The sequence below is a fragment of the Kocuria aegyptia genome, from assembly GCF_039530085.1.
GTDB classification, from domain to species: domain Bacteria; phylum Actinomycetota; class Actinomycetes; order Actinomycetales; family Micrococcaceae; genus Kocuria; species Kocuria aegyptia.
In genome coordinates, this window is the sequence record NZ_BAAAOA010000015.1 from 241,493 (window position 1) to 253,070 (window position 11,578).

Here is an 11,578-nt window from a genome sequence, read left to right on the forward strand (position 1 = left end):
GGTCGGTCGGTGTGCCGGGTCCGTCGGCGGAGCGGTTCCGCCGGTGGACCGGTCCCGGCGCGCGGTCGATCGGCGGGTCGGTTCCGCCAGTGGACCGGTTCCGGCGCGCGGTCGTTCGGGTCGATCGGTGGGTCGGGTCGGTCCGTCGTCAGGTCGTGGCCGCGGGATGCCCCGTGCGTCCGGTCGCGATCCGCCCCGCGGGCCCCGTCAGTCCTCGGTGCCGTCCGGGGCCGGGCCGCGGCGGGCGTCGACCGACTCGGTCCACACCCCGGCGGACCGCTCGGCCTCGAGCTCGGCGCGGGCGGCGGCCTTGGCGTCCTTGCGGTCCTGGTACTGCTGGCGCTTCTGCTCGCGGGTGGGGCGGTCGATGTCGGCGAAGCGCAGATCGGTGCCGCGGGGCCCGGCCAGCAGCTCGGCGCCGCCGACCATCGTGGGCTCCCAGTCGAAGACCACTCCGTCGTGCTCGGGGCCGATGAGCACGGCGTCGCCGGGCCGAGCGCCCTGCTTGAACAGCTCGCTCTCGACGCCGAGCTTCGCGAGCCGGTCGGCGAGGTAGCCGACGGCCTCCTCGTTGTTGAAGTCGGTCTGCAGGATCCAGCGGTCGGGCTTGTCGCCGCGCACGTGCCACAGCGGCTCGAGGTTGCGCTCCTCGCGGGTGATGGTGAACTCGGGTCCGCGCACGCCCTTGGGGCGCAGGACCACCCGCGGGGCCTCCACCGGGGTGGGGCGCGCCGCCCGCGCCTGCTGCACGACCTCGCCCATGGCGAACGTCAGCGGTCGCAACCCCTCGTGGGAGGCGGTGGAGACCTCGAACACCCGGTAGCCGCGGGACTCGAGCTCGGGGCGCACGAAGTCGGCGAGCTCCCGGGCCTCGGGCACGTCGATCTTGTTCAGCACCACGAGGCGGGGCCGGTCGTTGAGGGGCACCGCCTGCCCGCCGTCGAGGTCGCCGTCCACGGCGTAGTCGGCGAGCTCCGCCTCGATCGTCTCGAGGTCGGAGACCGGGTCGCGCCCGGGCTCGAGGGTCGCGCAGTCCAGGACGTGCACGAGGGCGGCGCAACGCTCGACGTGGCGGAGGAACTCCAGGCCCAGCCCCTTGCCCTCGGAGGCGCCGGGGATCAGTCCCGGGACGTCCGCGACGGTGTAGCGCACGTCCCCGGCCTGCACCACGCCGAGGTTCGGGACGAGCGTGGTGAACGGGTAGTCGGCGATCTTGGGGCGGGCGGCGCTGATCGCGGCGATGAGGCTGGACTTGCCGGCGGAGGGGTAGCCGACCAGGGCGATGTCGGCGATGGACTTCAGCTCCAGGACCACGTCGCGGGCCGATCCCGGCGTGCCGAGGAGCGCGAAACCGGGGGCCTTGCGCTTGACCGAGGCCAGCGCGGCGTTGCCCAGGCCGCCCTGCCCGCCGGGGGCCGCCACGAACTCGGAGCCCTGCCCCACCAGGTCCGCCAGGACGTTGCCGTCCTGGTCCTTGACCACGGTGCCATCGGGGACGGACAGGACGAGGTCCTCGCCCTTGTGCCCGTGGCGGAGGTCGCCCTTGCCGGGGCCTCCGTTGGGGGCGGACTGGTGGGGGGCGTGGTGGTAGTTCAGCAGCGTGGTGGTCTGCCCGTCCACGCGCAGGACCACACTGCCGCCGTCTCCCCCGTTGCCGCCGTCCGGCCCGCCGAGCGGCTTGAACTTCTCGCGGCGGATGGACACGCAACCGTGTCCGCCGGAGCCGCCGGAGACGTGCAGGACGACGCGGTCGACGAAACTGGCCACGGGGAACTCCTCTGGTTCAGGAACGGGCGGGCCCGCGCGCGGGCCACGTTAAAACTGTAGAGGGCGGGCGCTGGAAGCACCCACCCTCTACAGACCAAACATGGGTGGTGCGGGTCGGGACCCGCACCCGGGCCGGCTGGACCGGCCCTGTGGACTACTCTGCGGCAGCCTGGATGTTGACGACCTTGCGGCCCCGGCGGGTGCCGAACTCGACCTGGCCGGCGGCCAGGGCGAACAGGGTGTCGTCGCCACCGCGGCCGACGTTCAGGCCGGGGTGGAAGTGCGTGCCGCGCTGCCGGACGAGGATCTCGCCGGCGTTGACGGTCTGGCCGCCGAAGCGCTTCACGCCGAGGTACTGCGCGTTGGAGTCGCGACCGTTGCGAGTGGAGCTCGCGCCCTTCTTGTGTGCCATGAGGTGTGCCTACCTTCGGGTCTTCTGGCTGGTGGAGTCTGGACGGGGACCGGGCCGGTCAGGCGTCGATGCCGGTCACCTTCACGGTGGTCAGCTCGGCACGGAAGCCCTGGCGCTTCTTGTAGCCGGTCTTGTTCTTGAACTTCTGGATGGAGATCTTGGGACCGCGAAGGTTCTCGACGATCTCGGCCGTGACCTTGACGCCCGCAAGGGTCGGGGCATCCGAGGTGATCTTGTCCCCGTCGACCAGCAGCAGGGCAGGGAGCTCGATGGTGCTGCCTGCTCCGCCGGCGACGCGGTCAAGGGTAACGAGGTCTCCGACGGAAACCTTTTCCTGGCGGCCGCCAGCGCGGACAATCGCGTACACCACTTGGGAACTCACTTCTCTCGACGTCATGTGTAAACAGTGTGGGTCGAGCGCATACCTGTCAGGACCAACGACGTTGAGACGAGCTGACGGTGACCGGCCCGTGGGACTGGGCCGAGGTCAGCGCAGGTTCGCCGCAATTCAGGAACTGCACCCGCATGTGCCGCCAGGTGGGGTGTCGAGTTTTTACACGCGCGCACCGGCATGGCACCGAAGATCAAGACTACTCGATCCGGTCAGTGCCCGCCAACCGGCGCTCCGCCACCGGCGCGGCGAAGAAGTCCCGCTCGAGCGCACAGGCCTCCAGGAACACCTCCCGCATCCGCTCCCGGACACCCGCCGGGGCCTCCCGGGCGGCGGCGTCGAGCAGCCGGCGCGCCGTGCGGGTGGCCTCCTGGAACCCCTCGTCCGCGTAGGTGGCCAGCCAGTCCGCGTAGGGGTGCGCGCCGGTCCCCCCGGCCGCGGCGAGCTCGCCCAGATGGCGCCCCACGTCCGCGTAGACCCAGTAGCACGGCAGCACCGCGGCGAGGCCCACCGGGTAGGGCTCCGCCGCGGTGGCCGCGAGCAGGAACGCGGTGTAGCGCCGGGTCACCTCGCCGAGCCCGTCCCGGGCGGCGCCATCCTCCGCGTGCCGCAGCCGGGCACGGTGCAGCTGCGCCTCGGTCTCGGTGCAGGACACAGCGCCGGCCGCGAAGAACAGCCGCTGCTCCTCGTCGGGTGCCCTGGCCGCCAGCTGGGCCAGCGCCCGGCTGTAGCCGTCAAGGTACTGCAGGTCCTGGTCGAGGTAGGCGAGGAAGCGCTCCGGCTCGAGCCGGCCGTCGCCGAGGAGCCGGACGAACTCGAGCTCCTCGATCTCGCGCCGCACGGCTGCGGAGGCCTCCCACAGCTCGTCGCTGAACCGCTCCGGCGCCGTGCCCCAGGCCTCGAGGGCGTCCTGGACGTGGTGGAAGTGGTGGACGGGGCCGCTGCCGTGGCCGACCGAGAGCTCCCCTGCGGCCTCGAGGGCCCCGCGCAGCCAGTCCCGGGCGATCTGCAGGCTCCGGGGCCAGTCCTCGTGCCGGACCTGGAGGGTGGCCAGGGCCGAGGAGAGGGAGCACCCCGTGCCGTGGGAGTTCTCGGTGGGCACGCGCGCGCCGTCGAACGCCACGAGGGGCTCCGGGTCGTCGGGGCCCACGAGGGCGTCGGGCGTCCGGTCGCCGGTGAGGTGCCCGCCCTTGACGAGCACCAGGGTCCCGTGGGCGCGGGCTACCCGGTGGCCCTGGGCGAGGGCCTCCGCCCACGACGACGCCGGGTCCTCCCCGGCGAGCACGGCGAGCTCCTGCAGGTTCGGGGTGATCAGGTCGGCGAGGCCCAGCATCGAGCGCAGGGCGTCCTCGGCCTCGCGCTCCAGGAGGCGCCCTCCGGAGGTGGCGACCATCACCGGGTCCAGGACCACGACCGGCGGCCGGTGGGTGCCCAGCCACCGGGCGACGGCCTCGATGACCGGCACGGACCCGAGCATCCCGATCTTGACGGCGTCGATCTCGACGTCCTCGGCGACCGCGTCGAGCTGGGCGGAGAGGAACTCGACCGGCGGGACGTGGATGGAGCGCACGCCCACGGTGTTCTGGACGACGACGGCGGTGACGGCGCTCATCCCGTAGCCGCCCATCGCGGCGATCGACTTGAGGTCGGCGTGCTGGCCGGCGCCGCCCGTGGGATCGGTGCCGGCGATGGCCAGGACGCGGGGCACGCGGGCGGTCACGGGCCCACCTCCCCGGCGGGCACGGCGGCAAAGGCCCGCACGTAGCGGGCGGCCGCGGCCTCGGGGTCGGGGTCGGCGCAGATCCCGGAGACCACGGCCAGCCCGGCGGCGCCGGCCGCGAGCAGGGCGGGGGCGTCCTCGACCCGCACCCCGCCGATGGCCAGGCAGGGCAGGGACGTGCGGCCCGCGGCGCGGGCGAAACCCTCGACGCCCAGCGGCTCGGGGTGGTCGGGCTTCGTGCGGGTGACCCGCACCGCTCCGACGCCCAGGTAGTCGACCGTCCCGGCGGGCAGCGCGGAGGCGGCGTCGAGCTCCGCAGCCGTGGCGGCGCTGAGGCCGAGCACGGCGTCGGTCCCGCAGATCCGCCGGGCGAGGACCACGGGCAGGTCCGTCTGCCCGACGTGCACCCCGGCCACGGGGGCGCCGGCCGCCCGGGCGGCGAGGTAGACGTCCGCGCGGTCGTCCACGAGCACGGGCACCTCCCGGCCCACGCGCTCGGCGACGGCCGTCAGCAGGGCGACCAGCTCGCGGGCCGGGGCGTCTTTCGCGCGGACCTGGACCATGGTGGCGCCGCCGCGGACGGCGGCCGCCACGACGTCCGGGACCGTTCGGGGGGCGCTCAGAGCGGTGTCCGTCACGAGGTGCAGGGCCAGGGCCGCAGGGTCGAGACGCGGGCTCACCGGGCGCCCTCCTCGCGGACGAGCTCCGCCCGGGCGGCGATCCGCTCCGGCGTGACGGCGTGCAGCCGGTCCAGCAGCGCCACGGCGAAGGAGCCGGGCCCGGCGGAGTCGGCGGCCGCGTCCTCGGCCGCGAGGGTGTACACCGTGGTGGCGGCCACCGCCGCCGCGGCCGGGTCCGGGCGCACGGCGGTGAACGCAGCCATGAGGGCGCCCAGCGCGCAGCCGCCGCCGGTGATGCGGGTCAGCAGGGGCGTGCCGTGCGGCACGCGGACGACGGTGCCGTCCGGGGAGCGCACGAGGTCCACGGGCCCGGACACGGCCACCGCCGACCCGGCCCGCTCGGCGAGCGCGGCGGCGGCGTCCCGGGCGGCCTCGACGCCGTGCGTCGCGTCGGTGCCGCGCCCTCCGCTGCCGCCGGCGAGGGCGACGACCTCGGAGGCGTTGCCGCGCACGATCGCCGGCCGGAACTCGAGCAGGTCGCGGGCCAGCGCGGTGCGCACGGGCAGGGCACCCACCGCCACCGGGTCCAGGACCCAGGCCCGGCCCGCGCGGCGCCGGGCGCCGACGGCCTCGTAGGCGGCCCCGCGCTGCTCGGCGGTGGGCGTGCCGGTGTTGACGAGCAGGCCGTCGGCGAGCTCCGCGAAGACCCCGCCCTCCCCCTGGATGTCGGTCATCGCCGGGGACGCGCCCACGGCGAGGAGCGCGTTGGCGGTGAAGTTGGTGACCACGGCGTTGGTGATGCACTGCACGAGCGGCGCCGCGGAGCGCAGGTCCTCCAGGGCCGCCGCGGCGTCCTCGGCGAGCGCGGGGTCCGGCGGCGCCGGCCTGGCTCCTGCTGTGCGGGCGGACGTGGGGACGGCATCGCGCATCTGCGACATCCCTTCGCTAGTACTGGCTAGATCAGGTTCGACGGGTGTGTTCTCAGCCGCTCGAGCGGCACCCCGTGTCAGGTGTCCTGCCAGTCTAGCCCTCGCGCGGGAGCCCGGACGCGGGCGGATCCCGGGACGGATCCCGGCTGTGGGGTCAGAACACGCCGTTGGCGTTCGCCGTCCGCTCGGGCACCGGCTGCGCGACGCCCCAGTGCTCCACGATCCGTCCGTCCTCGAGGCGCCACAGGTCGTAGCAGGCGACCGTGCGCGCGGTTCCGCCCCCGTGATCGCCGTCGGCGACGGCCTCCGCGACGGTCAGCACGAAGTTCCCCTCGCCGAGCACCCGGTGCAACCGCTGGTAGGCGGGCTGCGGGTCCTCCGCCGTGCGAGCGGTGTGCTCGGTGCAGCCCTGGGCACTCATGTGGTCCTGGACGGCGCGGCGGTCGCCCCCGATCAGGGCGGCCTCGACCCACTCGGCGGTGATGCGCTTGTTGTCCTGCGTCCGCTCGTGGTCCGTGACCGCGACGGGACCGTCGAGCTGGGGGCGGGCGCCGCCGGCCTCCGTGCGCAGGGGCTCGAAGGCGTCCCAGTGCTCGGCGATCCGCCCGTCCGCCACGCGGAAGACGTCGAAGCCGACCAGGGGCTGCGGGCCGAGCCCCTGGTAGGCCGAGTGGGCGACCACCGTCCCGTGGTCGTCGAGCACCCGGACGAGATCCACGCGGAAGTCGTCGGGGATGCCGCGCAGGAACTGCTTGAGACCCTCGCGCCCGTCCGGGGCGAGGGGCGAGTGCTGGATGAAGTCCTCCGTGTAGTGGCGGTCCACGGCCGACGGATCCCGGTGGACGAAGAGGTCCGTGCCGGCGGCGCGGACGGTGTCTGCACTGGTCATGGCGGTGCTCCCTGGAACGGGCGGCCGCTCGCCCCGGCGGACGGGACGGCGGCCCCGGCTGTGCTGTGGTGCGCACCACGGTACGCCGCCGGGCGGGGGCCGGGCAGGCCTGGACGGTCCGTGACGGCCCACGACGACGGAGGACCCCGACCGTGCTGGTCGGGGTCCTCCGTGGTGCTGCTCGGCCGGACGGCTCAGCCGCGTCCCGCGGGTCCTCCGCTGGTCAGGTCCTCGGCCTTGACGCCGACGCCGACGACGGTCGGCGCCCGGCGGGAGGAGTCCTCCGGGGAGCGCTGGGCGACGGCCTTGGCCTCGTGCCGGGCACCCTCCGCGGCGGCCGCCCGGCCGGCGGTCACCTCGGCCTCGCCCGGCCGAGCCGCCGGGGCCGTGGCCCGCCGCGAGCGCCGCCGGGGTCGCGCCGGCTCGGCGCCCGGCTGCTCAGGAGCCGCCGAGCCGGGGGCCTGCTGCGCCGTGCTCTCCCGCGCCGCATCCGCCCGTGCGGTGGTCTCCTGCGCGGCGACCGCCGCCCGGGCGTCCTCCGCAGCGGTGGCCTGCGCGGCGCCGGTCTGCTCGGCGCCGGCCTGCTCAGGGGCACCGTCGGCAGCGGTGACCGCCTCAGCGGCTGCTCGCTCAGCGGCGACCTCCTGGGCAGCGGAGCCGGCGTCCGGCGCCGTCTGCCCGAAGGCCTCCGCGAGGGAGTCCAGGCTCAGCGGACCGGCCTCGGCGGGCTCCTCGACGGCCGCGTGGCCCTGCGGCAGCTCGATGACCTCGCCCTTGATCGTCAGGCGCGCGCCCTGCTCGGCCGGCACCCCGGGGGCCTGCTCCTCCGCGGCCGGGACGGGGGCCTCCCCCACGTCCGGCTGCTGCTCGGCGGCGGTGTCCGCACCCTGGCCCCGGTTGCGGCTGCGCTTGCCGCGACGCTTCTTCCGGGAGCGCCCCGAGCCCTCGGGACGGGTCTCCGCCGGCTGGGCGGTCTCCTCGGCGCGCTCCGGCTCCTCCGCGGCGGCCTCCTCGTGATGGGTGGCAGCGGCGATCGTCGCGAACGCCGTCCGCGCGGCCTCGGCCTTGGCCCTCTCCGCGGGATCGGGCTCGGCGGACCGCTGCTCCGTCCGGGCGGGCTGCTGCTCGTTGCGGCCCCCGCGGCCGCGCTTGCGCTCCGTGCGGTTCGGCCGCTGGTCCCGGGACTCGCCCGTGGCGCCGCCGGAGCGGCCCTCGAGCGGGTGGTCGTGGACCACCACGCCGCGACCGGCGCAGTGCTCGCACGGCTCGGAGAACACCTCGAGCAGCCCGGTGCCCATGCGCTTGCGCGTCATCTGCACGAGGCCCAGCGAGGTCACCTCCGCCACCTGGTGCTTGGTGCGGTCCCGGCCCAGGCACTCCACCAGCCGGCGCAGCACGAGGTCCCGGTTGGACTCGAGCACCATGTCGATGAAGTCGATCACGATGATGCCGCCGATGTCCCGCAACCGCAGCTGCCGCACGATCTCCTCGGCCGCCTCCAGGTTGTTCTTCGTGACGGTCTCCTCGAGGTTGCCCCCGGAGCCGGTGAACTTGCCGGTGTTCACGTCGACCACGGTCATCGCCTCGGTCCGATCGATCACGAGCGAGCCGCCCGAGGGCAGGAAGACCTTGCGCTCGAGCGCCTTCTGGATCTGTTCCTCCACGCGGTAGTTCACGAACAGGTCCTCGTCCTCGTCCCACTTCTTGAGCCGGTCGAGCAGGTCCGGCGCGACGTAGGTCACGTACGCCTCGATGTTGTCCCACGCCTCGTCGCCCTGGACGACCATGGTGGTGAAGTCCTCGTTGAAGACGTCGCGGACCGTCTTGATCGTCAGGTCCGGCTCCGCGTAGAGCATCTCGGGCGCGAGCGTCCTGGTCGATCCGGCCCGCTCCTGGATCTGCTCCCACTGGGCCCGCAGCCGGTTGATGTCGTGGGTGAGCTCCTGCTCGGAGGCCCCCTCCGCGGCGGTGCGCACGATGACTCCCGCCCCGTCCGGCAGGCGGTCCTTGAGGATCTTCTTCAGCCGCGCCCGCTCGACGTCGGGCAGCTTCCGGGAGATGCCGGTCATCGACCCGCCCGGGACGTAGACCAGGTAGCGGCCGGGCAGGGAGATCTGGCTCGTGAGCCGGGCGCCCTTGTGCCCCACCGGGTCCTTGGTGACCTGCACCAGGACCGAGTCCCCGGACTTCAGCGCGACCTCGATCCGGCGGGGCCCGCCCTCGAGGCGCGACGCGTCCCAGTTGACCTCGCCGGCGTAGAGCACGGCGTTGCGGCCCCGGCCGATGTCGATGAACGCGGCCTCCATGGACGGCAGCACGTTCTGCACCTTGCCCACGTAGACGTTGCCGATGAGGGAGTCCTGCTGGGTGTGCGAGACGAAGTGCTCGGCCAGGACGCCGTCCTCCAGGACGCCGATCTGGATCCGGTTGTCCTTCTGCCGGACCAGCATCTGCCGCTCGACGGACTCACGGCGGGCCAGGAACTCCGCCTCGGTGATCACCTGGCGGCGACGGCCGGTCTGACGGGACTCGCGCCGGCGCTGCTTCTTGGCCTCGAGCCGCGTGGAGCCCTTCACGGCCACGACCTCGTCCACCGTGGCGGCCTCCGCGGCGCGGGGCGCCCGGACCCGGGTCACGGTGTTGGGCGGGTCGTCGTCGCTGCCGCCCACGAGCTCCATGTCGACCTCGCCGCGGCGGCGGCGGCGACGGCGACGGCTGGTGGTACCACCGCCCGATCCCTGTCCGGCTTCCTCGCCCTCGTCGGCGAGCTCCGCCGTGTCCGGCTCCTCGGGACCGTCCCCGGGGTCCTCGGCGGAGGCGTTCTCCTCCTGCTGGCGGCGCCGCGCCTCCCGGCGTCGGGCGGCTCGCTGCTGAGCGGCCTCACGCAGCTCGTCGAGGTCCGGGGCGTGGAACATCAGCGAGGTCGCTGTCACGGCGGCGGCCAGTGCCGTGCCCGGTTCCTCGTCGTCGGCGTCCTCGGTGTCGGGGGCGAGGTCGTGCTGTGCACTGCTCGGCGCATCGGCCGGGACAGGGGCCTGGGCCCCGGGGCCCAGGTCCTCGGCCTCACCGGACGGCTCGACGCCCTCGGCGGCCTCCTCGGCCCCGGGCGTGCCGGGCGCGGGGTTCCCGGGCGCGGCGACCTCCTCGGCCACCGAATCGGGGCGCTCGTCGCCGGCGACCGCGGTCCCCGGCGCGACGTCGAGGGTGTCGGTCCCTGCGGCGTCGCCGGTGTCCGGCGCGGGCCGCGCCGGCTCGGACGGTCCGTCGAGGACATCGCCCCGCGCGTCGGTCAGCGTCTCGGGCCCGGCATCCGGGGCGGGCTCGGACGGCCCGCCGAGGACCTCGCCCGGCGCCTCGGCCGGGGTCTCGGCAACGGCGTCCGGCACCTCCTCCGACGGACCGTCGAGGACCTCGCCCCGCGCGTCGGTCAGCGTCTCGGGCCCGGCATCCGGCGCCGCCTCCGACGGCCCGCCGAGGACCTCGCCCGGTGCCTCGGCCGGGGTCTCGGCAACGGCGTCCGGCACCTCCTCCGACGGCCCGCCGAGGACCTCGCCCGGCGCCTCGGCAGCGTCCGGCGCCGTCTCCGACGGTCCGTCGGGGACGTCGCCCGCGGTCTCGTGGGCGGCGTCCGGCACCGTTCCCTCCGCCACCGGGAGGTCCCGGCGTGCGTCGTTCGATGTGTTCTGCTGACCAGCGTCCAGGGCGTCCTGCGCCCCTGCCTGGTTCACCTGTTCGGCATCCATATACAGCTGTGCTCCTGCCGCGGTACGCCGTCCGTACCCGGTCCCCGCGGCGGCTTGGTCGGCGTATCGCCGGTGGGGGTCCACGCGGCGGCCAGAAGTCCTGTGCGTACCCGTCGTGTCCCGCACACCACGCGAACGGGCGGGGACGGCAGCGAGCCAGTCCGGGGCTTCGAGCCGCTGCTCACGAGGGCAACGGTCTTGAGCCGGCGGCGGACGCGCTCAATCCGATGAGAGCCGCGGGTCCTGCCGACCTGGGGTCGAAGTCCGACTGGGCCGAGATCCCGCGTACGGACGGGCTCGACCGTGGCCAGTATCTCACAGACGCTCCGGTCCGGGCCGGATTGGCCTCGTCACGGCCCGCAACCCTGCCCCGCAGGTCCAGGAGGACTCCGTGGCACATCGCCTAGGATCGGCGTGTGACCACCACTCCACCCGCCCTCCATGACTCCCCCGCCGTGTCCCGCGGCCCCGACGCCCGCGCCGACCGGCGCTGGGGCATCGTGGCCCTCGTGACCGCCCTGCTGGGCTTCTACGGCGCCGCCACGCTCGTCTACGAGCGGCTCCAACTCTTCCTGGACGCCGGGCACCGCACCAGCTGCGACATCAACTCGTGGCTGTCCTGCGGCACTGTCATGCGCACGCCGCAGGCGGAGGCCTTCGGCTTCCCCAATCCGTTCATCGGCATCGTGGCCTACGCGGTCGTCGTGGCCGTGGCGCTCGCGGTGCTGGCCGGGGCCCGGTTCGCCGCCTGGTACTGGTGGGGGCTGCAGATCGGGGTGACCCTCGGCTGGGCGTTCGTGCTGTGGCTGTGGTGGCAGACCACCTTCGAGATCAACGCCCTGTGCCTGTACTGCATGCTCGTGTGGATCATGCAGACCGTCCTGCTGGTGCACACCACGGCCCGCAATCTGGGCGCCGGGGTGCTGCCGGCGCCCGCCGGCGTGGCGCGCGGGGCCGAGCAGTGGGCGTGGTTCGTCTCCGCGGCCCTGCTCGTGCTGCTCTTCGGGACGGTGCTGGTCCGGTTCGCCGGGGTCATCTTCCCGGCCTGAGCCCCGCCGCCGGCGGCCCTGCTCCGCGCCTGCTCCCGGTCACCGACACCGACGGGCT

The 11,578-nt window shown here is 74.6% G+C and carries 9 protein-coding genes and 1 riboswitch; of the genes, 1 reads left to right on the top strand and 8 read right to left on the bottom strand.

All coding sequences use genetic code 11. The features are described from left to right. Positions 1-207: 207 nt before the first annotated feature. From obgE to ABD220_RS07510, 8 genes are all read right to left on the bottom strand, one after another. Positions 208-1,767 carry a GTPase ObgE gene (gene obgE / locus ABD220_RS07475; RefSeq protein ID WP_344121223.1) on the bottom strand — a complete coding sequence of 520 codons (1,560 nt, stop codon included), beginning with the start codon at positions 1,765-1,767 and terminating at the stop codon, positions 208-210. Positions 1,768-1,921: 154 nt separating this feature from the next. Next, a complete protein-coding gene (rpmA, locus tag ABD220_RS07480; RefSeq protein ID WP_017834601.1) occupies positions 1,922-2,179 on the bottom strand; it encodes a 50S ribosomal protein L27 in 258 nt (85 codons plus the stop codon). A gap of 58 nt (positions 2,180-2,237) precedes the next feature. Beyond that, complete coding sequence (gene rplU, locus ABD220_RS07485) at positions 2,238-2,549, bottom strand: 50S ribosomal protein L21 (protein ID WP_344121229.1); 312 nt, start codon at positions 2,547-2,549, stop codon at positions 2,238-2,240. A 220-nt stretch (positions 2,550-2,769) separates the two neighbouring features. Beyond that, positions 2,770-4,290, bottom strand: a complete 1,521-nt coding sequence (locus ABD220_RS07490) for a bifunctional hydroxymethylpyrimidine kinase/phosphomethylpyrimidine kinase (RefSeq protein ID WP_344121231.1) — start codon at positions 4,288-4,290, stop codon at positions 2,770-2,772. After that, complete coding sequence (thiE, locus tag ABD220_RS07495; RefSeq protein ID WP_344121233.1) at positions 4,287-4,970, bottom strand: thiamine phosphate synthase; 684 nt, start codon at positions 4,968-4,970, stop codon at positions 4,287-4,289. The genes ABD220_RS07490 and thiE overlap by 4 nt, the downstream gene beginning before the upstream one ends. Further along, positions 4,967-5,839, bottom strand: coding sequence for a hydroxyethylthiazole kinase (thiM, locus tag ABD220_RS07500; RefSeq protein WP_344121235.1), 873 nt, complete (start codon positions 5,837-5,839; stop codon positions 4,967-4,969). Before thiM ends, thiE begins: the two co-directional genes overlap by 4 nt. Next, a riboswitch (TPP riboswitch) is annotated at positions 5,831-5,924 on the bottom strand. It overlaps the preceding gene by 9 nt. Positions 5,925-5,993: 69 nt before the next feature. Beyond that, positions 5,994-6,728: a nuclear transport factor 2 family protein gene (locus ABD220_RS07505; RefSeq protein ID WP_344121237.1), complete on the bottom strand. Its 735-nt coding sequence runs from the start codon at positions 6,726-6,728 to the stop codon at positions 5,994-5,996. A gap of 194 nt (positions 6,729-6,922) precedes the next feature. Next, positions 6,923-10,471 (bottom strand): Rne/Rng family ribonuclease, encoded by a 3,549-nt coding sequence (locus ABD220_RS07510; RefSeq protein ID WP_344121239.1) that lies wholly within the window; start codon positions 10,469-10,471, stop codon positions 6,923-6,925. 416 nt (positions 10,472-10,887) lie between these two features. Between ABD220_RS07510 and ABD220_RS07515 the strand changes: the two genes are divergently transcribed. Next, positions 10,888-11,520 carry a vitamin K epoxide reductase family protein gene (locus ABD220_RS07515; protein ID WP_344121241.1) on the top strand — a complete coding sequence of 211 codons (633 nt, stop codon included), beginning with the start codon at positions 10,888-10,890 and terminating at the stop codon, positions 11,518-11,520. The last annotated feature ends 58 nt before the right edge of the window (positions 11,521-11,578 follow it).